The sequence below is a fragment of the Candidatus Bathyarchaeota archaeon genome (assembly GCA_029882535.1).
In the GTDB taxonomy this organism is placed as follows: domain Archaea; phylum Thermoproteota; class Bathyarchaeia; order Bathyarchaeales; family SOJC01; genus JAOUKM01.
Genome location: JAOUKM010000006.1, coordinates 1 through 21,039, shown reverse-complemented (window position 1 = coordinate 21,039; position 21,039 = coordinate 1). Strand labels below are relative to the sequence as shown.

The following is a 21,039-nucleotide window of genomic DNA, read 5'->3' as shown; positions in this document are numbered from 1 at the left end:
GTTCAACCAGAATTTTGTATAAAACAACACTAAGGTAGTGTCTATATTGGGCGAAGTAAAACATTGTTCCCCAAGATGCAATTTGTTCAAATGCATAAAGAACGCTGCGATTCATAGCAGCAACGATGTCTGGTGCAGATTAACCGATGAAAAATGCAACGTCGCAAACTGTAACTACGCAACATGTATAAAACGAAGACTCTTGCTGGGAGGCATATGTGGAGAAACCGTAAAGCGTAAAACGACTGATAAACGAATGGAAGAAACCGTTGGACCCCCTATAAAACTGCGTGGAAAAACATTAAGAAGGGTGGGTGAAAAAGAAATCTTCTAAAAGCCCTCTATAAAGTCCTAAACCGTTAACATTAAACCTCAACCAACCGAAACATACCCCAGGTAATCCCTTTGATCAAAAAAGTAACTTGTCTAGCGGGAGGAGTCGGCGCCGCCAAATTTCTCCAAGGGCTCGTCAAAATGATGCCGCAAGAAAACATAACGGTAATCGTCAACACTGGCGATGATATAGAACTGTACGGCTTACATATTTCTCCAGACCCTGACATCGTAATGTACACTCTAGCGGGTGTTGTGGATGAGGAGAAAGGGTGGGGAATACGGGGCGACACGTTCAACAGCCTCGATATGTTCCAGAGGTATGGCTTGGAAACGTGGTTCAAGCTTGGCGACAAAGACCTCGCTACGCACATTTATAGAACAAAGCTTTTGAAAAACGGGTTCTCTCTGGAAGAAGTTACACAGAAACTTTGCGAAGCTCTTGGGCTTAAAGTGAAAATTCTGCCAATGACCAACGAGAAAACTTCACCCAAAATAATTACTGATGCAGGTGAAATGCACTTTGAGGAATATCTTGTGAAAAGAGGGGCAAGGGATAAAGTTTTGAATGTGGTTTTTGGAGACGTCGAATCGGCACACCCAGCCGAGGGAGTTATCGAATCTATAAGAGATGCTGAGGGTGTTATAGTGTGTCCCAGCAACCCGATAGTAAGCATAGGACCAATTTTGGCGATAAAGGAAATTAGAGAGACTTTGAAGGAAACTCCAGTGAAGGTAGCTGCTATAAGCCCCATTGTTAAAGGCGCTACGATAAAAGGTCCTGCGGACAAATTGATGCGAGGGCTAGGGCTCGAGGTTTCAGCTTATTCTGTTGCTTTTCTCTACCGCGACTTTCTCGACGTGTTCATATTTGACGAAGTTGACAGGGCAGAGAAAGACAAGATTGAAAGGCTTGGAGTGAAGGCTGTTACAGCTAATACGGTTATGCAGTCGTTGCAAGACAAGGTAGAACTGGCTAGGTTCGTTTTAGAAACACTTGAATAGACAGCATGCTATTTTGTTGAGACCCGCTTTATAACGGGTGGTCGAATTTTCTTTAGAACACGGTATCCGCAGAAGGTGCATTTGATTCCTCCACCACGCAGCTCCAATTCTTTCGTAGCCACTTTTGCACCACATCTCACACATTCGTAAATAAGTCCCTCACCAGTTTCTTCAGACATAGGCTCGCCTTCTTTACGATGGGTATCTAACGTGCAATTTAAATCTATTGACTCTTCCCAAAGTTTTGCACGCAACAATTAAAGGACAAGAAGTTAAGGGGGGGTGGTATTCTAAATAAAGTGAAGATAAGAAAGGTGGAACATCATGTGAAAGTGGAATGGAGTCCAATAAGGGAAAATTAGAGTTCCTTTGGGTAAAGGTCAACGAACTAGAAGAATTCAATCTTTTGCCTAAACCCATGGTAGAATTAGTTCCTAGGTGGGTTAAGGAAAAGAAAGCTTTCTTCCAAAACGCAGACGCAAAGTTTTAGGTTCTCTTTTAGGACTTAATTATCTTCTTATGGTAGCGGCTATATACTGTTAGTCAAATCGTGTAGTTGCGTCATACTTGTGTGTGCGTAATGGTGAAGGTTATGAAGAATGATTTGAAAGCCGCTCTTAAAGAGAAACTTTCGCCTGAAGAGCTTGCTTTAGTTTACAAATCCTACGATGTCATTGGAGACATTGCTGTTATTCGTGTTCCAGAACAACTTTTGCCCCTTAGTGAAACGATTGCTGAGGCTTTGATGCAGCAGCACAAGCATGTCAAGGCTGTTTGGCAACAGTCAAGCCCAGTTTCTGGTGATTTTAGACTGCGCAAGCTTGAATGGGTTGCAGGAGAGAAAAAGACTGAGACGATTCACAAAGAGCACGGATGCCTGTTCAAAGTTGACATTAAAGAATGTTATTTTTCTCCCCGACTTGCTTTCGAAAGAATGCGAATTGCCAACTTGGTTGAGGATAACGAAGTTGTTGTGAACATGTTTGCCGGCGTAGGCTGCTACTCGATAATAATTGCTAAACACTCGAAGGCTACAAAGGTTTATTCAATTGACATAAACCCTGTTGCAGTAAGATATGTGCGAGAAAACGTTCTGCTCAACAAGGTAATTGACAAGGTTATGCCTATAGAAGGCAATGCAAGGACAATTATTGAAAGAACGCTTAAAAATATGGCGGACAGAGTTCTTATGCCATTACCAGAAAGAGCATACGAATACCTTGACTCCGCATTTTCCGCGGTTAAGCCTCAAGGCGGTTGGATACACTACTACGATTTTGAACACGCAGGAAAAGAAGAAGACCCGATTGAAAAAGTAAAGGCAAAGGTTGAGGAAAAGCTACAGCAACAAAAGGTTAACTTTGAATTATCCTTCAGTCGCATAGTACGGCAAACAGGACCCAACTGGTATCAAATAGCCATCGACATCCAAGTAAACAAGTAACATACCACTGCCAATTGCTTGAGTCTGAGAATGCCAAGCCTAATTGAAACTATAATCTTAATAATTTATTCGAATATAAACCGTGATATCTCTCAATTGAGAAGGCAAGTAGGCATGAGTAAGATAAGGGAAGAAATACGCCGCAGAGTTCCTCGGCTTATAATGAGCTTGGTTATGACTGTTATTTTCTTGGTGATAAGTATAGTAGTTCCGCCAACTGTCAGCGGTATTCTTATTCCAGGTCTTGACATGGACGCTGGTTTACTAATATGGACTATAATAGTAGTCATCACAGCGATTTTCCTAATAAGAGCGTTGTCCGACGCTTTAGTATTGGTCGACATTGTAACCGACATAATCATTAGACAAATGGGCATAAAGGAAGAAAGATCTCCAAAAAGAGCAGCCAGAGACCTTATCTACATAATCGTTATCATTCTGATAGCAACGGCTGTTTTGCCAATTGTCGGCACGTTGGAGGGAGATATTAGATATTGGTTAACAACGCTCACTATATACAGCGCCCTCGGAATAACCCTCATATTGATTTACGATATTGGACGAATTCTTTATAGGATAGTTGAGCAAAGAGCCGAATCATTGGCTGATCGCCTTTCTAAGATAGCTGAACAAAACAAAACGAGTGAATAACATGGAGCCAACAATAATAATAATTTTCATCCTCATCTATCTGCTAACAATCCTTCTTTCAGCTACCGAAGTTGTTTCTATGTCCATCGCAGCCTTAAGCGGAGCATTGCTCACTGCATGGTTTGGGCTGCAATACGGAGTGTTCAATTATGAAGAAGCTGTAGGCTTCATAGACGTAAGACTTCTTGGTCTAATAATGGGTACAATGATTGTAGTGGAAGTGGCTGAAAAAAGTGGTTTATTTCGCTTTGGAGCATTGTACGCCGTTAAACTTTCGAAAGGAAACCCGGGCAGACTATTCGTCTCTATCTGCATAATCTCTGCAGTTGTTTCTATGTTTCTCAGCGACCCAACAGCAATGTTGCTTATGGCTGCGGCTACAGTGACGATAAGTAAACTTCTTAATTATGACCCTATACCCTATTTTCTCTCAGCAACTATTATGATAAACCTTGGCGGCACGAGCACGTTAATCGGCTCAACAAGTAACATGGTAATCGGCGTTGCTTCAGAAATGACCTTTACAGACTTCATCAGCTATCTATTAATGTGCGAAGTTGCCTTGTGGGCACTAACAATTTTTGCACTTTACATGCTTTTCAAGCCAAGATTGGGAAAGAAAAAAGCTCTTCCAGAATACAATCCTTGGCAGAGCATAGAAAACAAGAAACTTTTCTATCAATCCATCTTCACCCTTGTCCTTTTGGTATTCCTTTTCTTGATATTAGGAAACTTGGGGGTCGGCCCTGAAGCTGTTGCTCTAGGCTGCGCCATCCTAGCATTAGTTCTCAGCAATTCGGATCCAGCACAAATCTTCAAGGGACTCGACTGGGAAACACTGGTTTTCATCGCAGGTTTCATGTTCATAGTAGGAGGCATACAGAAGACCGAGATTCTAAACGTCATGTCAGAACAACTTTTTCTACTGGTTGGCGGCAGCCCATTGAACACGACCCTTACAACCTTGTGGTTCAGCGGACTTGCAAGCGCCGTGGTAAGCAATGTCGCTATTGCCTTAACATTCGTGCCGATTATTGCAAAATTTTCAGCCTTAAACCCAACTCTTCGTCCACCAGTTTCATCAGCGCTCGTTCTTGGAACAAATCTTGGAGGCGCCACCACACCGTTAAGCGGTTCTGTCTGCATGATGGCCATAGGTGCTCTAAAACGCGAAGGAATCTCAATGAGCTTTAGCGAATTCACCAAGATAGGTTTGATAACGTCAATCCTTCAATTAGGCGTCTCTAGCCTTTATCTCATTTGGAGGTTTACACTATTAGGAGGGTAATGATTGGTTAAAGTCAAAAAATGGATTAAATCAAGAATAAAAAAACCAGAAGCTGAATATGATGAGGCTAAAAGAGAATTTGAAATGGCGATGGGAAAGCCGTTCATCAGCATAAAAGTAGAGATTCCTAAAGGCTTTGAAGATCTTCGCGCTCAATTTCTTAATTTGGAGAAGGATAAAGATTTTCTTATGGAAGTTGAGGATCTGGTTAAGAAATGGCTTGTATATGAGAAGCGTGGCGTAAAGCGCATTTCATAGAACTGCAAATTGTAAGTTGAAGAGCCAAGTTTCTCTTATGCAAGTTATTGGAGGTCTATATCTTTAGTTAAGCTTTGGTTTGTAAAACGCTAGCTTCGCATGTGATACATCTTGGAAAGTGGATAATTCGAATTTTGGTGCTTCCTTCGAAGGCTTGACCGTTGAAGAGATTTCCAGAGACCGTCAATGTAATCTTAACCCATTTCGAAGTATTTCCATCTATAACTATTGCGTTCTTGACGTATTCTATGGCAGCCATTCTGTTGAATTTTACCATAAGTACTTTAAAGCCAACACAATCAAAGTCGAAAATCGCAATAGGTTTTGGTTCAGCAGGAATCGTACCATTCAGCGTTATCGTGGAAACATCTATATCTTCAACATGATAGTTTCGAGGCAACTTGATAAACCCTGTTATCCATTTTCCCCTGCTTTTCAAGTTCAACGTGAAGGGGCAAATACAAACTTGAGCTTCAATGACAGGAGTAACTGCTAGAATCATGTCTTGAAAGTCCATATCGCCACCTTCCCACAGGTCCTCCCAGACAATTATGTACCCGCCCGGTAAGTTAGGATTGACAAAGACTAAGGCATGGTCAAACTCGTCTAGGTTGCGGTTTGTCTCAGTATAGAATAATTGAAACGTTGTTTCGTTGTAAAGCACTCCGTCTGGAGTGCCTAAACATAATCCGAAGGTTTCCGTTGCTTTGAAGACTATTGTGTCTCCAGTGCTGTTGACTTCTGAAAAGATCAGATGTAAATCGCTTGAGGATGCTGGATACCAGCTTAAATTGTTTGAAGGTGCATATCCTGCAATTTCTGCTAAAATAGTGATTTGGCAATATCCTGCTTCGAATGTTTCAATTTCTAGTTCGTCCTCAGTTACGTTGATGGCATATCCGTTTGCGTCGAACCATTCTTGTAAGGTCAGTTCTCCGACTGTTTCCGCCTTTTCAATCTTAGGAGCTATCGCTGTCCCTGAAGCGATTGTTTTGACCTCCGTTTCTAATCTAGGAATTGCTGAAGCGGACATGGATGGCAGAATCAACATTATGAATGCAATTACTACAAGACCTTTAGTAATCACAATTTTTCTCATTTTTACGTCCTCGATACTGTTTTTCCGTGTGGTGATATAAATGTGTAGTAACTGAATTTGTATAGAAGTTTCCTCTAGAAGTTTCTTATACCGTCGTAAGACAATTATAATAGGCTGAAAAATTTTACTTGAGGGATCGTTATGGCTGTCACTGATGCAGAACGTGTTAAAAAGCCGAAGTTGCCGAAGAAACGGTTTCTGAAGAGAAAAAAGAGAAGAAAAGGCAAGTAGAAACTAAAAACCTTTAATAGTAAACTAACTATTTCAAGAAATTCACGTGTCAGTGGGCCGGTAGTTCAGTCTGGAATGAATGCCTGACTTGCACTCAGGAGGCCGTGGGTTCAAATCCCGCCCGGTCCACCAATCAGTCTTTACGTTGCTGTTCAGGTTCGATTCACAGTTTTCTCGCGATTTGGGTTCTGTCATTCGGGGCATCGTCTCTTTTAGACAGTTTTCAAGCTGGACAAGATCAAGTGGCCTTTCTATAAACACCATCTCCGCGAGAAAGAGTTTCAGCCGAATTGGAAAGTAACCGACCAAAAAATAGGCATATAGGCTAGGTTTGGGAGTACTAGAAATTGAATGTTCTATCTCTGCAGAACGTCCACGTTTCGTTATACTTTCGAGCGTTCTGTAACAGTAGCAACGTGGTGCTCTTGATGAATAAGGGTTGGACGGTGTAATTTTTGACTCACTTGGCTGAGTTGACGGATAAGGAGCGTGAGACGCTTAACACCATGCTTTCTTTCGTCGACAGAGGAGAACGAGACAAATCTCGCATCTACAAGCTCACAGCCGCGAAGCTGAAGATCTCTGTTGTGACTGTGAAAACTCGCCTCAGCTGGCTTAGAAGCAAGTACGACCGGGTGCTCGAAACTGCAAGAGACTATCGCGGATGGCAGCAAAAGTTTTATCAGCGCACCGGCGGAAAGTTTAACCCGTTAAGTAGATGCGGAAAGTAGCCATCAGCACCGAAAGAACTGTGAGAAGTGCCGCATTCTGAATAGCACTATCACGGCGCGCGTCGAGGGTGATAGGCACGTTCCAACTATGCTGATGGAATAACACTACATAGTAATTCAAACACTGTTGTGTTTGGTTTTAAGCGGCTTGATGATAGTGGTGTGCTTCTATCGGTTACTAAATGGAAGCTTGTAGGGTATTTAGCAAGTGAGGTTGTGCGGTGGCATGATTTTCAGCGTTTGAGTAATGATGAGATGGCTGAGATTGTGGATAACCCTGATTTTAGGTATAGGATGGTGTAGTTGTGTCTACTTTGCGCTTGCCAAAAAAAAGATAAATTTTTATTGCAACTTCTTAAATAATATGTTAGGTTGGGAGTTGAGGATATTTGGACTTGTTTGTTTTTGCTAAATATTTTATGCATGGAATTGCGTTCTCTTTACTGTTTCTCGTCTTGGGTCTCGTGGTGTTATTTTTAACTGCTGTCCTCGTGACTATTGGATCTTTCATAGGATTAATAATTGGATTTGGAATTCTGATGTTAGCAGTCGGTGGTTTAAACTGTTTTCTGGCTGAAGTCATTTGGGGTGTGCAAACAAAAACGTCATTCTGGAGTTTATTTTTTCATGGAATTGTCTTATTTCTAGCCTTACTCGTTGTAAACGGTATCTTGGCGGGGATTCCTAACTCTGTTTTTCCTAGTATAACAACAACAGTGATTACTTCCATAATTGGAGCATTTGCTGGTGGATTTGTGGGTAAGAAAGTGGCTGGATGGTTTGAAGAAGAATTTCGAAGAGAAGAACACCCCAAAGAAATTGAAATAAAATGGAGGGATGCAAAACTTTGAGGAGAAAAAGAAGCTATAAAAGATAAAGCGCGTGCATAGAAGGTGTTTGGGGTGGGCGGGTGGGTTTTTGATCAAAGCGAACAGCTTTGACTGATTGCTCTAGTTGTCTTTGTTCACAACACAGTCGCCCATTACTTCTCTAGATATGTGACAAATGTTACTTTTAGAGAAAAGAAATATCCCGTGTGATGTCCTACTTCTGCATTACTTCCCTTTTTTTTATGTGTGTCACCTTAAGTTTCTTGTCAGTGGGAGCACTTAATACGTGGTCTTGGATTTCATTAAACATGAAAAAAAGCATGAGAAATCTGCGATTGAATTCATCAATTTTCTGAAGGACATTAATCTCTTTTTTTGACTCTCCTTGACTTCTGGCTGAAACCTTTCCACTTTCATCTATTTCAAAATCAAGATGGGCTATACTATTTCTTAAATCTACATCAATAAGCTTTGATGTTTTTTTCAATCCACATCTTTCCAAAAATCGGACCTTTGGACCTAGAAATGCATTTCTTAGATCTCTTAGAGTAGTTGCATGAACTATGCGAGGCACTTCATGTTCTCGTTCTACATGGAACTCATGACCATTTGCCACTAGAAGCAAAACCAATAAATCTACAAATTGAGCTCCAATGCTCTCAATAAGTCCAAGATATCTGAATAATCCAATTACTGTTAGTAGCCTACGGTTATCTTCATTTTTTTCTTTTCCCATTAATGAGATCTGCAACTTTTGCATATACTGTACAACATCAATAGTCTTTATAGCTTTTACATAGCGTATGTTCCATTCGGTAAGGCTCTTTTTGAACTGCTTAAATCTAATATTTTCCCCACCCATAATTATAAGTCCTGTTATGAGAGGATCTATCTCTTCTTTGATTTCTTTATAGTCAGGACTTTCTTCAAAATTACGTGACCATGAATTTTCTGATTCTTTAGTCATATCGACACCGATTGGTAGCAATGTTAACGAATTGACAGAATATCTCTTTTGGTAGAAGCTTTTAAATCCCCAGATTTTCGGGCTCTGTTAAGTCTTAGAGTTATGAAAAAAGAAAAGAGGCTTTGTGCAGTTATTTAGCTTGAGTCTAGCTCGAGTTCTTTACTTAATTGAGAGCTTGTGTAAACGTTGTTTCTATTTTTTGCGCTCTTTTCCGTTTTGCTGATGTTTTTCTCCTCCTATAAAGCAGCAAACTGTTCTAAAACGCTCAAGTCACATTTCTCTTCTGTACAATAGTTCTTTCCAAATCTGAGCAACGCGCTTTCTAAGTGAATGAAAGACTTTCCTTCTACTCTGTTCCATTTCCAAACCTCTTTGAGTTGTTCAAGGGCTTTGCTAAAATCATTTGGTTTGATGAGGCTCAAATGACGTGCTGCGCGAACTACGAATTTTTGAACGGGCGGGTCAGCCTTAAACCATGTGTCTCTAAGCTCACGGAGAAAAATGTTAACTGTTACTGGACCTACGCCTTTAAACTCTTCCAGTCTTTCCTCCAGTTCTTCATAGTCAACTGCTTCCTCCATTAGAGCAACTATTTTTCCACCATACAGCTCCTGTAGTCGCCGGGTTATGTCTAGAAGCATGTCAGCGGTTTTATAGTTATAACGAGCGTAGCCACCCTCATCTAAAACTTCAACAAGCCCATTCCAGCCAGCTTTCTGGATTGCCTCAGGCGTGACAAGCCCTCGGTTTTCAAATTGTTTGTAGGTCTTCGCTGCTACTTTTGAAGATATTCGTGCTCCAAAAAGAATTGAAGCTAGAAACCATTTGAAAATTTCCTTTTCGCTGCGTGAGGCTAAATCTATGCCCAACTCTTCTGAGAAAGTTTTAGAAAAACACGCTAAGAGTTTCTTTATGGTTTGTTTTTTCTGGGACAAAATCTTTCAACCAAGTCTAATGTTACGGCTTTGCAAATTTTATGTCAAAGTGTTTCTGGACTGCAGCTAAAATTTTTTCGGCACATTCTTCTGCTGAAAGCCTTGAAGAATCAACTTTTATCTCTGGATTAAGCGGCTCCTCGTAGGGAACACCGACACCAGGCACTGTGAAGGATCTGCCTTCTTCAGCTTTCTTGTAAATGTCAGCCGGCGCCAAATAGGTGTTTTTGCGCTTCGCTTCCCGGCGCATACAAACTTCAAGAGGGCATTCAAGGTAGGCTTCGATGAAACGGAGAATGACTTGTCTTGCTTGTTCCCGGAATAGGCGGCGATTAGCTGTAGCGTCGATTATGACATTGACACCGTTTTCGGTTAGCATTTTCGCAGTGAAAACCAGCGCACCATATACTGTGGCACGTTCTTTTTCAGAATACGTTGGCTGTGGAGTGGCATATTGGCGTATCATGTCTATGGAGACTATTTGAGCATAGTTGTTTAGAGACTTCAGCTTTTCCAGCAGCAGATTGGTTACGATGGATTTGCCGCTTCCCGGCAACCCAGTAACCCAAACACACCACCCCTTCTCCAAAGTGAATTACTCACCCTCTAGCTGTGACCAAAGAGAGAATATTGTCAATCTGCTGATAAGTCTTAGGAATAGAAGATACAAGCAATCATCACTCAGGAATCTTTCAGATTCTGTCAGGTCTTAGGTTGATGGACATTCAGTATATCCATACTATATCAGGCTTGGCTCTTTTTCATCTGTACATATGGCTATTAGAGGTGTTGCCATCAAGCAATCATCTTCTCATTTTTTCGCAATGATTTTCCAATATCTATTTGGTCGTTCTTTTTTCCCGCTTTGAACTGATTCTATATTAATCCCCTTAAATTCTGCTAGAAGAGTTAAAACTTCCTTATGTGAGAAGAAATGATGCAGTTCTTCAAATCCCCCAAACTCTTCCAAAATTCGGAATGTCCCTTCTTCGATTTTCAGACCTAAGCCATATCGATAATCCTCTACGGACAGGAAATTAGCCAAAAGCAAGCCTTCATCCTTTAGAACTTTGTGAATCTCTTCTATTGCTTTTTCAATATCTTCCTTTATAGCATGATGGATAACGCTTACACTTATTACTACATGAAATACTTGGTCAACAAATGGCAAATGAGTCATTGACGCACACAATACTGCTACATTCGAAATTCCCTCAATCCTAGACCAAGTCTTGGTCTTCCTTAGAGCACTCTTTGAAATGTCAACTCCAACAACGTCAAAACCCTCCTTAGCCAAGTAAATGGAATTCCTACCCATACCACATCCTAAATCAAGAAATACTTGCGCTCGACATTCCCTGAACAGACGCATGGCTTCTACAACAAAAGGAACAGGTTTCCTGAGCCAATCAGGAAGTTGACCCAAAACTGAATAGTATTCTTCCCACATCATCAATAATGTTCCTTGCTTCAGTTTTATAACTTATGGAAGAAACTCTGGAGTTAGCCAGTTCATCCTTCAGGGTTCACCAATTAACTCATATCTAGTGGACTTCATTTTTCCTCAGTTCAAAGGATAAGATGTGCTTCTACTTCAGAGATTTTCTGGCTTTGAAGATTAAGATGTAAGGCACCCTTCTCCATGTATCATATTCCTTTTCTGAACCTTCCCAATAGTATGGAATCTTCTGTTTTTCTTCTTCTGTCATTTTTGTGAGGGGATAGGGTTCAGGTTCAAGTATCTTCTCAACAATAAAGCCCGCAGACACAAGTGAGTTGAAATAGTCTTGGAGTGTTCTATGATAGCCACAGAATTTGGCAGCTGTTCCGTCGAATTTCCATGTCCAAGTTCGTCTTCTTCTATCAAAATAGCTACCTATGCCCCACATTTTTCTCCTACCATATTTTACGGCTCTTCCTCTATTAGCGATTGGGTGAACCACACAAAAAACAAACAGTCCACCCCTTCTCAACACCCTGAAAGCTTCACTAAAAGCTTGCCCATAATTCTCTGAATAGCCTATGGCACAAGAAGAAAGAACAATATCAAAGCTCTCATCATTTAACATGTCCATGCCCTCCATGTTTCCAACATAGAATTGAACTCTCACCGTGTGTTTTCTAGCAAGTCTTCTAGCATACTTTATCTGCTCCTCAGAAATGTCCAAACCAACAGATCTAGCACCCCACTTGGCTAATACTATTGCATTTTGTCCCCCTCCGCAACCAACCTCTAGAATGTCCTTTCCTTCCACATCTCCAAGTAATTTCAATTCTGTTTCTCCAGGAGAAATTGGACCATAATGTACATCAACAAGAGAAATCCTGACAGATGATTGATAAGCCTTGGAAATGATGTTCCATCCTTTCTTAGCTGACATTGTCACTCACTTCCAAGGACTGAGCTTCTTTCTCAGTTTTATGACTTGTGGAAGAAACCAATCTGGCAAACAGCGCAAAAGATATTAACCAGACCACTTGATACAAAAAGTATGGTCTCCCTTAGAACAAGGATTACCAGTACAGTTGTTCTTGTGTTTTGCTGGCTAATCTTCACAATCTCATTCTTAGCCTTCTATCAAACGGGCTTTGACATCTGGCAAAACATAGCGTTCTTCATAGTTTCTGCACTCATTGTATGTGGCTTAATAGCTGCAATCTGGATAAGTATGGCCTTCTAGCCAGCCGGACGCAGTAAATGAAGTAAAAGCTCTATGTAATAGAAGCTAGACCTACACTGTGTTACCTAATGAACGTGCTTTGGCTTTCCCATGTATGACGGTGAAGTAGAACTTATTTACAGGATTAGAACCAGGCTCAATAATTGGAAGCTACATATGATATTATGGCAAATAAGTGAAGACTAGTGATAGTGAAGCTAAGGCTTATAGATTGAAATAGGCGTTAACATTTTTCAAGTCTAGTTTTTCGGTCTCAAGCACATTTCGAATAAAGTTGAAAAGCTTAGCTCTCACCTGCTCTGGCAGATTTGGATACCAAACTGGTGAAGCAACAACCAAACCACGCCAAGCAAAGAAAGGCTGAATGATGCTCAAAATCTCTTCGTCGCCCGTCTTATCTAAATAGTTCTTCCAGAATATGTTGAAGAGTGTCTCGAAGGATTTCTCCAGTCGTCCGTATGTCTGCAAGCTGTAAAATAGGTAGTTAATTGTCATGGCGCTAACGTCATCCGCGGGCTCACCCCACTCCCCACGGCTACGGTCAAGAACAGTAAAATCAGCATTTTTGTGGAAAAGTATGTTCCAAGGATGATAGTCTCCATGCACCTGCGCCAGCCTACGAGTGCATTGTTTCAGTTTCCACCTCCATTCTACACAGCGCTTCTCAATCGCCACCAAGTCCTCCTCGCTAATATAGCCTAGACCAGCCAGGTAGCTGTCCACCAACCCCATTATGCATTCTCCGTGACCTACGAGGTCGCGGATTCGTCGAATGTAAAGCTCCGTTTTGTCGCTCTTAACCTTGTGAATCTCAACCAGATAGTCAGAAAGGGCTCTGCAGCGCTCTAAATCCAACGGCACGAGTTGCTTGAACATTTTAAGCCTGTCCAGGTCTTCATGGTAAAGCTTGCCTTCCACAAACTCTGTAACGATAAAGAACTCGTCGCAGTCACCGAGAGACTTTAAGCTGTGTCTTTTCGTAAAGGCCCCCACATCTACCGAACGCACATGGTTAGACAGCTTGTTGAAGGCAGAATGTTGCCAAAGCAGAATCCCAGCGCGGTCACTGGAATAGTCGTGGCCGAAACCGCCGCCGGGACGCATCGTTTCTAAAACTATCTTTTTCATCTGCCCTCCGACGTTTAAGACTATAAGGTAGGGAGTTCCATAGCCGAAGCCTTTCAAGTCAACTTCCTTCCCCTCTTTCAAAGGTTTTTGCTTCTTTTCTTTACCCAGCTCATCAACGTAAACGATGTCGACGTCTTTGCCGAACACTGACGAAAGATATGCTTCCAAACTTTCCCGCAGAATCACAATTCTCTCTTTTTCACTCTTCGCCATTTACCCCAAATCCAAACAGTTCTTTTAACTCATCCCCAGTATACATCAATATAGCCACGAACACGCTTAAGTAAATAAGCCAAAGTAATCCGTCAAGCGAAAGTCTGCCCAACCCTAGCAAGATGTTGGATACTATAACACCTGTCAAGAATGCTTCAATGAAACAGATCATCGCTACTAGTAGCAGAAGTAACAATTCGTCATAGAACATGCCTGTGCTAATTTCACGTTTGATAAAAAGAAGCACCGCTGCTATCCCAGATAAGATGCCTAAATAAACAAAAACATAGAAGTGGAGTAAGCCTTCTTGAGCAAAATAAGACGCAAACAGGCCAGTCTCGTACAGATAAATGGGGTAACCTCGCCACGCAACAAAAAATGTGGACAACACGTCAAAAATGCCTAAGAAGGGTAAGACAAGAATCACCCAATCTAGCTTGCTTAACTTCATTCAACCCTCAAGATTCTTCTAAAGTTTAACAGCTTTAATAACGTTTTATCAAGAAGAAGTAGTGGAATAGCAGGAGAAAATCTATGAATTTGATTATAGAAGGTGGAACAATAGTCACTGTGAGCCGTAGAGGCACGTTAAAAAATGGTGCAATAGTTATCGAAGGTGACAAAATAGTTGAAGTAGGAAAAACAGACAAGCTAAAGCCAAAGTATCGCCGCTACGAAAAAATCAACGCAAAAAACAAAGTTGTTATTCCCGGCTTGATAAACACGCACCACCACGCCGCCATGAGCATCCTAAGAGGCTACGCAGACGATTTAGACCTCAAGACATGGCTGGAAAAACGGATATGGCCCGTCGAAAAATGCATGACAAGCCGAGACATCTACGCGGGCGCCTTACTAACCGCTGTCGAGTCCATCATGGGCGGCACAACAACCATCAACACCATGTATCACTACACTGACAAATACAACGAGGCACAGGCCTTCGCAGAAGCAAGTCTACGAGGCGTGGTTGGTCATGTGTGTTTTTCGTGGCGAAAAAAACATGACAGGAAAGCCTTAGAATCTCTGGTTAGAACTTGGCACAACAAAAAAGGCGGTCTTATACGAGTCAGCGTGGACCCTCACGCCCCTTACACCGTGGACTCAGACTACATGGGAAAGCTAAGGGTGTTTACGCAGGAACTGAACGAAAAATATGCATCACATAACTCGCCCATAATCTGGCACATTCACGTAGCTGAAACATCCGATGAACCGAGAAAGACTAGGCAGGCTTTCAATGTTGATGTCAAAGGTGGAGTGGTAGAGTATCTTGATGCTTTAGGTGTTCTTTCCTGCGATGTAGTGGCGGCTCACTGCGTCCACCTCACAAAGAAAGATGTGGAAATTTTGAGAAATCGAAGGGTAAAAGTCGCTCACAACCCCGTGTCAAACTTAAAACTCGCTTCAGGCATAAGTCCAGTTCAGCAGCTTTTAAAGAAAGGCGTGACGGTGAGTCTTGGCACAGATAGCTCCTGCTCCAACAACAGCTCAGACATGTTCGAAGTTATGAAAGTTGCGGCTTTGCTCCATAAAGGAATAAGCAGAGACCCAACAGTGTTATCTGCCGAACAAATTTTACGTATGGCAACCATCAACGGCGCCAAAGCACTATGTTGGAATAGAGAGATTGGCTCAATAGAACGCGGCAAAAAAGCGGACTTGGCGATAGTTGACTTCAAAAAGCCCCACCTGACGCCAGTATACAACGAAACAAGCCATCTTGTTTACTCAGCCAAAAACGCGGATGTGGACACGGTCATTATAAACGGCAAAATTGTGATGGAAAACAGAAAAATCAAAACCGTGAATGTAGACAAGGTTATGGCACTGGTGGAAAAGACTAAGTATAGTCTCCTAGAACGCGTGGATAAAAGCCCTTAAGGTATCATTTTAAATAGCTTGTCATCAACAACGTGGTGGAGCAAGTAAAAATAATGCCTGAATTCAAAGTTAAAGATCCAAGTCTCTCATCTAAGGGAGATCTTCTAACAGAATGGGCTTCAATGCACATGCCCGTGCTAAATCAGATTAAAAAACGATTTGAAAAAGAAAAACCCCTCGAAGGCATACAACTAGGGGCCTCCCTCCACGTAACAAAAGAAACCGCCGTTCTCATGGACACCCTCCTAGCAGGCGGCGCAGACACAGCTCTCTGCGGCTCAAACCCATTATCCACCCAAGACGAAGTTGCAGCAGCCATAGCAGAAAAAGGCATAAACGTTTACGCTTGGAGAGAACAAACAACCGAAGAATACTACTGGTGCGTTGAAAGAGTCATAGACCACAATCCCTTCATAACCATTGATGACGGCGCTGATCTGGTTGGCACAATTCACTCCAAAAGAACCGAAGCCATACCAAACATTAAAGGCGGAACCGAAGAAACCACCACTGGGGTCGTGCGGCTACGAGCAATGGCAAAGTCGGGAGCACTAAAATATCCAATAATAGCCGTAAATGACGCTTATACGAAGTATCTTTTCGACAACCGCTACGGAACAGGACAAAGTACCCTCGACGGGATCTTAAGGGCAACCAGCATTCTACTTGCGGGCAAAAACTTTGTCGTAGCCGGGTATGGATGGTGTGGACGCGGATTAGCGCTGAGAGCGAAGGGCATGGGCGCCAATGTAGTTGTGACAGAAACTAATCCGACAAGAGCATTAGAGGCTGTTATGGACGGCTTCCGAGTAATGTCCATGGAAAAAGCTACAGAAATAGGCGATATCTTCATTACAGTCACGGGAAACAAAAGCGTAATCCGCAAAGAACACATGGAAAAAATGAAAGATGGCGCAATACTGGCTAACAGTGGACACTTCGACGTAGAAATAACCATTCCCGAACTAGAAAACATGTCTGCTGCAAAAAGGAAAATTCGACCAAACTTGGAGGAGTACCAGTTGCGAGATGGAAGAAAACTGTATTTGCTTGGTGAGGGAAGACTCGTCAACTTAGCCGCTGCAGAAGGTCATCCCTCAGAAGTTATGGACATGTCTTTCGCAAACCAAGCCCTCTGCATAGAGCATCTAGTCAAAGAACCCAAGCTTGAGCCTAAGGTCTACAACGTCCCAAAAGAAATAGATGAACTTGTCGCTAGTCTTAAGCTAAGAGCGATGAAAGTGGAAATAGACAGGCTGACGGAAGAACAGAGGGAATATCTTGCCAGTTGGGAAGCTGGAACAATCTAAATCAATGACAAAACTTATAACAGTAATAGTATAAAAAAGGCTACAAAGTGATGACAACATGGTAAGTAAAGATCAAGGAATTGGCGGCTTAATCTTCCTCGTATGCGTTATCATAGCCATCGGCTACACCCTAGGGCTCTTCTGGCTAGGAGAGCCTCTTGGCGACAATTCTTGGACACTGTCATTTTGGCTCATCACAATCCCAGTGTATCTCGCATTCATACTTATCCTCGGTATTGGCGCTTGGATAGGTTGGACTATGGCGACTACCCCTCCGCCAAAACCAATTGAAGAAATTGAAGCCGAAGAGCAAAAAGAAAAATAGGCACACTAGCGAAACGCTTTTTTCTTTCTCATTCCATAAAAGGGCACTATGTGGTCCGTTATGGGCAAAGTTAAGGCTTTAGTGTTATGCGGAGGCAGAGGGACAAGACTTAGGCCAATCACGTATTATCTCCAAAAAACCATGATTCCGCTTGGTTATATGCAGCGACCTCTTCTCGAATATATAGTTCGCCTTCTCAAGTTTCACGGCATAACTGACATAACCTTCTTGGTGGACTATAAAGCTGAGCAAATCCACAATTACTTTGACAACGGAGACAGATTAGGTGTAAAAATACGCTATGTTCAAGATAGTCAATCATTTAAGGGAACAGGAGGCTCAGTAATTAATGCTTACAAGCAGGGAGTTTTCAATGAAAAGGACACTGTACTTGTTTACTATGGAGACATCATCACCAACATCAGCTTAAAGGACTTGGTTAGTTTTCATAAGAAGAAGAACGCAATTGCGACTGTGGCGCTTGCTTCTGGGTTTGTAGTCAGAGTTGGCTTAGCTGACCTTGAAAAAGAGGGTAAAATGCGGGGATTCGTGGAGAAACCCACATTAGAAAAGCCTGTAAGCATCGGCATCGTGGCTTTTAAAGGAGAGGTCTTGAAAGATGCACAAAAATTGGCTGAAGAGAAACGAACGATGGATTTGATGGGAGACATAATTCCTCACCTGATACAAATGAGTAAACCTGTATATGGATTTGTGTCCGACGCTTTTTGGTATGATGTTGGCAGCGCCGAAGCTTACGAAAAACTGGATAAAAAGAAAGTGAAAGACACTATGTCTTTCTTGTTTTAGAAACTCTTTGAGGATAAGTTATAAGCGAGATTTTCGTAGGATATATTTTTCGTGGAGACTGCTGTGCCCAACTCTAATCTAATACTACCTTATGCGATAGAAGATAGCGGCAGAAAGAAACGCTTTTCTGAGAACATGGAAGTTGCGGCACTTCTTGGCATTGCTGAAGCAGAACGAAAAAAGAAATCAGGACTTTTTAGAGGAGCAGCAGAAACTCTTACGTTTATCTCCAAGCTCTATTATCCTCTTTGGGCAATCCCATGGGAAAACAACTGCCTACTAATAGACGGTATGGAAACTATTGCGAACAATATACTATACTTCAAGCCACCTAACGTAGAAAACTTTATTGAACATTTGAAAAGCAGCACTACAGTTCAAGAATTGTATCACAGCACTTTGAGAAGCCACCAAGAGACTTTTTCTGACTTCACCTCGCAAACAGAAATTCCTATGGAAGGATACATCACTGACGAAGAATTGTTGTCCGACATGTCGACTTTCATCAAAGACAGCCGAACAGGAAAGAATACTTCATTCCCAGAGTTCACCTCATTAATACAGCCAAAAATCGATGAGGAAAACGCGGTTAGAATTAGCGAAAGGGTTATGGAACATTATAACACTCTTCAGTCAGAAATAAAGGGCTTGAAATTTGCAATCGACACTGTGAACGAAGAAACGGAGATACATATCGGCAAGTTGCGGCAAGAACTGGAGCAAACGCGAGAAAAATACGAAGGACAGATTTCAAATGTTAGAGTAGAGGTTGAGAAGAGAACAGGAGAATTGGAGAAGGAACGAGAAGAGAAAATAGAGAAAATAACAGCAACTAACGAAAAAGAGGTAAACACTCGACTCGAAGAAAGGAAAAAATGGGAACAAGAGCTACTGAGGCTCGAACAAAACAAGAGTGAATATGAAAAAAGGAAAGAGTTGCGGAAGCGGAAAAGCGATGAAGTTGGGGAAGCTCGGTGGGATGCAAGATTGCGAGATGTTCAAAATCAAATTTCAACTGTGAAGGGAAAAATCAAGGCACTTTCAGATTTTATCAATCGAAGTAGCAAAGAAACAGAAAAAACAACGAAAAAGTTGCATGACACTTATCAGAATCTGGTAGATGAAGAAGAAAAGAAAATCACGGATTTAGAAAGTTTGCGCGACTCAGAAATCGACAAAAACGAAAAAAAAATAGAAGAAATGGGGCGAGAGACATTAGCTATAACGGACAAGATTGAAAGACTAGTTGAACAGAAAAGAGAGCGTTCCTCAACACTTAAAGAAGCTACAATTCCTTGGAAAACTGAAACTCTTACTTTGATTCATGTGCCCTTCTACTTAATTCAATATGAAGTTGAGAAAAAGAAAAGACACTGCATTCGTCCGCCTATTGTTGCGAGGGGACATGAGGGATTTGTCGTGAAGATTCGTAAGACCTTTAGACGCTACAGTACCCTTTTGAAACCACGCTCTAAGGTTTTAGAAAAATTGCTGACCTCTTTTGAAGAAAGACTAGGCAGTGATAAGAAAGTTCAAAGAAAAATGGTTCAGTTGGGTATGTCACACAACTTGTTAACGTCTGTAGATTTCAAAGAAAAAGTGAGAAAGGGAATAGAGGAACTTGAAGTTGAAGGGTGGATTAAACCGGAAGAAAAAGCAACTATGTTAGAGACGTATGTGACAAGCTAGTTTGTCCTCACGAATAGTTGAAAACGTAAAAAGCAACTTCTGTCTTTAAGAGAGTTGAGATATAATGTTGGATGACAAAGTTGTTGAACGTAAGCTTCTGCTTAAACGTGTTTTTTCAAGAGGTAAACTTTTCGAAATAGGAAAAACGCTAGACATCCCTTATTTTCATAATTTTCATAGTCGATGGGACATAGACGATGATAGAGCAGCCCTCGAAATTGCTTCCAATATACATGATGAGCAACTCAAGGAAGCTTTCACCAAACATGCCCCCCGCAGATGGGAAGTTTTCAGAGGTCAATATTATACATTTGAAAACGGTGAACTTCGACTCGAGGGTTCTTGGAAAGCGATTCAAACCTCGGTTGCTCAAACAAAGCAAAAATATGGAAAAAACTGCTTCGCTGTTTTGAAGTGTTTGATAGAATCGGGTAAGGGTTGCAGCCTCAAAGACATTAAGCAGAATCTTCTAGAAGACACAGATCCTTCACCAATTTTGTCGGACTTGGAAAGGTTGAAAGTGATAGTAACTTCTTACAGGAGCAAGCAACTTCAAGAATGGGCAATATTGGAAGAAACCTCTCCGATAATCCAGTTAGAGTTGGGATTGGCGCCTAAGGAGGTTGAAAGGAGAGTGGCTACGGTTGCTGGTGCCCCTATAAAGAGTGACCCCATAAATGAAGAACATCGGATAATTGAGAAAATGGACCGAGAACTAAACGATTACTTAAATGACTTGCTCAAGTATCGAGTAGATGAAGCGGTAACGTTTGGTAAATCTTTTTCAATCTCTCACCTTGCCAACTACTTGGAGGACCTTTTCGGTCCAGTTCTGTACTTTGATAGTTTGCTTAGTATTACTCAGCAGTACGGGGTGGCTGACGTTGAGATTGTTCACGCTGAGGGCAGAACTGGGATGCGAACAGGGTGGAATCTCTCCTTATTTGGTGAGCCAGGCACAGGTAAGAGCTTTTCAGCTAGAGACATGATTCTAGGAAAGCCAGAAGCAAAAGTTCCCCCTCACGGAATTCCCGGACGCAACCGCTACACTGGAGGCATCACTCCAGCCAGGTTCATTCGTATAGGTCAAGCCTATTCTGGAAGAGTTTTTAATTTCATCGTTCCCGAGTTTAACGACTGGTTTAAATACAAAGGTATGGTAGAGCCGTTGAAACTCGCCATGGAACGCGGCGAAATCAAATATGAAATGCACCGAGAGGTCATTGG

General features: G+C 41.8%; 24 protein-coding genes and 1 tRNA gene. 16 read left to right on the top strand and 9 right to left on the bottom strand.

What is annotated here, in order from left to right; translation table 11 throughout:
* Nucleotides 1-46 precede the first annotated feature (46 nt).
* Both OEX01_03070 and cofD read left to right on the top strand, forming a co-directional pair.
* Nucleotides 47-334 (top strand): hypothetical protein, encoded by a 288-nt coding sequence (locus OEX01_03070; GenBank protein MDH5447970.1) that lies wholly within the window; start codon nt 47-49, stop codon nt 332-334.
* Between the two features lie 71 nt (nt 335-405).
* Nucleotides 406-1,338 (top strand): 2-phospho-L-lactate transferase, encoded by a 933-nt coding sequence (cofD, locus tag OEX01_03065; protein MDH5447969.1) that lies wholly within the window; start codon nt 406-408, stop codon nt 1,336-1,338.
* A gap of 8 nt (nt 1,339-1,346) precedes the next feature.
* Here the strand turns inward: cofD and OEX01_03060 are convergent, their stop codons facing one another.
* Complete coding sequence (locus tag OEX01_03060; GenBank protein MDH5447968.1) at nt 1,347-1,517, bottom strand: DNA-directed RNA polymerase subunit P; 171 nt, start codon at nt 1,515-1,517, stop codon at nt 1,347-1,349.
* A gap of 413 nt (nt 1,518-1,930) precedes the next feature.
* Here OEX01_03060 and OEX01_03055 point away from each other — a divergent pair, with 413 nt between their 5' ends.
* The 4 genes from OEX01_03055 (at nt 1,931) to OEX01_03040 (ending at nt 4,979) form a co-directional block, all read left to right on the top strand.
* A complete protein-coding gene (locus OEX01_03055; protein MDH5447967.1) occupies nt 1,931-2,782 on the top strand; it encodes a class I SAM-dependent methyltransferase family protein in 852 nt (283 codons plus the stop codon).
* Between the two features lie 114 nt (nt 2,783-2,896).
* Nucleotides 2,897-3,433, top strand: a complete 537-nt coding sequence (locus tag OEX01_03050) for a hypothetical protein (protein ID MDH5447966.1) — start codon at nt 2,897-2,899, stop codon at nt 3,431-3,433.
* A 1-nt stretch (nt 3,434) separates the two neighbouring features.
* Nucleotides 3,435-4,721, top strand: coding sequence for an SLC13 family permease (locus OEX01_03045; protein ID MDH5447965.1), 1,287 nt, complete (start codon nt 3,435-3,437; stop codon nt 4,719-4,721).
* Between the two features lie 3 nt (nt 4,722-4,724).
* On the top strand, nt 4,725-4,979 hold the full coding sequence (locus OEX01_03040) for a hypothetical protein (protein MDH5447964.1): 255 nt from the start codon (nt 4,725-4,727) through the stop codon (nt 4,977-4,979).
* 67 nt (nt 4,980-5,046) lie between these two features.
* Here the strand turns inward: OEX01_03040 and OEX01_03035 are convergent, their stop codons facing one another.
* Entirely contained in the window at nt 5,047-6,078 is a 1,032-nt protein-coding gene (locus OEX01_03035; GenBank protein MDH5447963.1) for a DUF4114 domain-containing protein, read from the bottom strand.
* Nucleotides 6,079-6,363: 285 nt separating this feature from the next.
* Here OEX01_03035 and OEX01_03030 point away from each other — a divergent pair.
* From OEX01_03030 to OEX01_03020, 3 genes are all read left to right on the top strand, one after another.
* A tRNA-Ala gene (locus OEX01_03030) sits at nt 6,364-6,441 on the top strand.
* Between the two features lie 323 nt (nt 6,442-6,764).
* On the top strand, nt 6,765-7,040 hold the full coding sequence (locus OEX01_03025) for a hypothetical protein (GenBank protein MDH5447962.1): 276 nt from the start codon (nt 6,765-6,767) through the stop codon (nt 7,038-7,040).
* A gap of 395 nt (nt 7,041-7,435) precedes the next feature.
* The gene (locus OEX01_03020) at nt 7,436-7,891 is read left to right on the top strand and encodes a hypothetical protein (protein ID MDH5447961.1); all 456 of its coding nucleotides are present in this window, start codon (nt 7,436-7,438) and stop codon (nt 7,889-7,891) included.
* Between the two features lie 193 nt (nt 7,892-8,084).
* On the opposite strand, the gene OEX01_03015 is transcribed toward OEX01_03020, so the two are convergent.
* The 5 genes from OEX01_03015 to OEX01_02995 form a co-directional block, all read right to left on the bottom strand.
* A complete protein-coding gene (locus tag OEX01_03015; GenBank protein ID MDH5447960.1) occupies nt 8,085-8,837 on the bottom strand; it encodes a hypothetical protein in 753 nt (250 codons plus the stop codon).
* A 236-nt stretch (nt 8,838-9,073) separates the two neighbouring features.
* The gene (locus OEX01_03010; GenBank protein ID MDH5447959.1) at nt 9,074-9,772 is read right to left on the bottom strand and encodes a hypothetical protein; all 699 of its coding nucleotides are present in this window, start codon (nt 9,770-9,772) and stop codon (nt 9,074-9,076) included.
* A 22-nt stretch (nt 9,773-9,794) separates the two neighbouring features.
* Complete coding sequence (locus OEX01_03005; GenBank protein ID MDH5447958.1) at nt 9,795-10,361, bottom strand: adenylyl-sulfate kinase; 567 nt, start codon at nt 10,359-10,361, stop codon at nt 9,795-9,797.
* A gap of 222 nt (nt 10,362-10,583) precedes the next feature.
* Nucleotides 10,584-11,225, bottom strand: coding sequence for a class I SAM-dependent methyltransferase (locus tag OEX01_03000; protein MDH5447957.1), 642 nt, complete (start codon nt 11,223-11,225; stop codon nt 10,584-10,586).
* A gap of 136 nt (nt 11,226-11,361) precedes the next feature.
* The gene (locus tag OEX01_02995; protein MDH5447956.1) at nt 11,362-12,153 is read right to left on the bottom strand and encodes a methyltransferase domain-containing protein; all 792 of its coding nucleotides are present in this window, start codon (nt 12,151-12,153) and stop codon (nt 11,362-11,364) included.
* A gap of 111 nt (nt 12,154-12,264) precedes the next feature.
* Here OEX01_02995 and OEX01_02990 point away from each other — a divergent pair, with 111 nt between their 5' ends.
* On the top strand, nt 12,265-12,453 hold the full coding sequence (locus tag OEX01_02990) for a hypothetical protein (protein ID MDH5447955.1): 189 nt from the start codon (nt 12,265-12,267) through the stop codon (nt 12,451-12,453).
* A 204-nt stretch (nt 12,454-12,657) separates the two neighbouring features.
* On the opposite strand, the gene OEX01_02985 is transcribed toward OEX01_02990, so the two are convergent.
* The gene (locus OEX01_02985) at nt 12,658-13,794 is read right to left on the bottom strand and encodes an aminoglycoside phosphotransferase family protein (GenBank protein ID MDH5447954.1); all 1,137 of its coding nucleotides are present in this window, start codon (nt 13,792-13,794) and stop codon (nt 12,658-12,660) included.
* Nucleotides 13,781-14,245, bottom strand: a complete 465-nt coding sequence (locus tag OEX01_02980; protein MDH5447953.1) for a hypothetical protein — start codon at nt 14,243-14,245, stop codon at nt 13,781-13,783. Before OEX01_02980 ends, OEX01_02985 begins: the two co-directional genes overlap by 14 nt.
* Nucleotides 14,246-14,328: 83 nt before the next feature.
* Here OEX01_02980 and OEX01_02975 point away from each other — a divergent pair, with 83 nt between their 5' ends.
* From OEX01_02975 to OEX01_02950, 6 genes are all read left to right on the top strand, one after another.
* Nucleotides 14,329-15,678, top strand: a complete 1,350-nt coding sequence (locus tag OEX01_02975) for an amidohydrolase (GenBank protein MDH5447952.1) — start codon at nt 14,329-14,331, stop codon at nt 15,676-15,678.
* 53 nt (nt 15,679-15,731) lie between these two features.
* Nucleotides 15,732-16,988, top strand: coding sequence for an adenosylhomocysteinase (locus OEX01_02970; GenBank protein ID MDH5447951.1), 1,257 nt, complete (start codon nt 15,732-15,734; stop codon nt 16,986-16,988).
* A 58-nt stretch (nt 16,989-17,046) separates the two neighbouring features.
* On the top strand, nt 17,047-17,313 hold the full coding sequence (locus tag OEX01_02965; protein ID MDH5447950.1) for a transcriptional regulator: 267 nt from the start codon (nt 17,047-17,049) through the stop codon (nt 17,311-17,313).
* A 60-nt stretch (nt 17,314-17,373) separates the two neighbouring features.
* Entirely contained in the window at nt 17,374-18,123 is a 750-nt protein-coding gene (locus OEX01_02960; GenBank protein ID MDH5447949.1) for a nucleotidyltransferase family protein, read from the top strand.
* Nucleotides 18,124-18,186: 63 nt separating this feature from the next.
* Entirely contained in the window at nt 18,187-19,812 is a 1,626-nt protein-coding gene (locus OEX01_02955) for a hypothetical protein (GenBank protein ID MDH5447948.1), read from the top strand.
* Nucleotides 19,813-19,876: 64 nt separating this feature from the next.
* Nucleotides 19,877-21,039, top strand: a 1,163-nt coding sequence (locus OEX01_02950) for a hypothetical protein (protein MDH5447947.1), incomplete at its 3' end; no start/stop codon positions are given.

What these genes read in the sequence shown, in the direction of transcription:
- OEX01_03055 (MDH5447967.1), top strand. Translation starts at nt 1,931, where the DNA reads ATGAAGAATGATTTGAAAGCCGCTCTTAAAGAGAAACTTTCGCCTGAA.
- OEX01_03045 (MDH5447965.1), top strand. Translation starts at nt 3,435, where the DNA reads ATGGAGCCAACAATAATAATAATTTTCATCCTCATCTATCTGCTAACA.
- OEX01_02995 (MDH5447956.1), bottom strand. Translation starts at nt 12,153, where the DNA reads ATGTCAGCTAAGAAAGGATGGAACATCATTTCCAAGGCTTATCAATCA.
- OEX01_02985 (MDH5447954.1), bottom strand. Translation starts at nt 13,794, where the DNA reads ATGGCGAAGAGTGAAAAAGAGAGAATTGTGATTCTGCGGGAAAGTTTG.
- OEX01_03050 (MDH5447966.1), top strand. Translation starts at nt 2,897, where the DNA reads ATGAGTAAGATAAGGGAAGAAATACGCCGCAGAGTTCCTCGGCTTATA.
- OEX01_02960 (MDH5447949.1), top strand. Translation starts at nt 17,374, where the DNA reads ATGGGCAAAGTTAAGGCTTTAGTGTTATGCGGAGGCAGAGGGACAAGA.
- OEX01_03000 (MDH5447957.1), bottom strand. Translation starts at nt 11,225, where the DNA reads ATGATGTGGGAAGAATACTATTCAGTTTTGGGTCAACTTCCTGATTGG.
- OEX01_02975 (MDH5447952.1), top strand. Translation starts at nt 14,329, where the DNA reads ATGAATTTGATTATAGAAGGTGGAACAATAGTCACTGTGAGCCGTAGA.
- OEX01_03060 (MDH5447968.1), bottom strand. Translation starts at nt 1,517, where the DNA reads ATGTCTGAAGAAACTGGTGAGGGACTTATTTACGAATGTGTGAGATGT.
- OEX01_02965 (MDH5447950.1), top strand. Translation starts at nt 17,047, where the DNA reads ATGGTAAGTAAAGATCAAGGAATTGGCGGCTTAATCTTCCTCGTATGC.
- OEX01_03035 (MDH5447963.1), bottom strand. Translation starts at nt 6,078, where the DNA reads ATGAGAAAAATTGTGATTACTAAAGGTCTTGTAGTAATTGCATTCATA.
- OEX01_02990 (MDH5447955.1), top strand. Translation starts at nt 12,265, where the DNA reads ATGGTCTCCCTTAGAACAAGGATTACCAGTACAGTTGTTCTTGTGTTT.
- OEX01_03015 (MDH5447960.1), bottom strand. Translation starts at nt 8,837, where the DNA reads ATGACTAAAGAATCAGAAAATTCATGGTCACGTAATTTTGAAGAAAGT.
- OEX01_02980 (MDH5447953.1), bottom strand. Translation starts at nt 14,245, where the DNA reads ATGAAGTTAAGCAAGCTAGATTGGGTGATTCTTGTCTTACCCTTCTTA.
- OEX01_02970 (MDH5447951.1), top strand. Translation starts at nt 15,732, where the DNA reads ATGCCTGAATTCAAAGTTAAAGATCCAAGTCTCTCATCTAAGGGAGAT.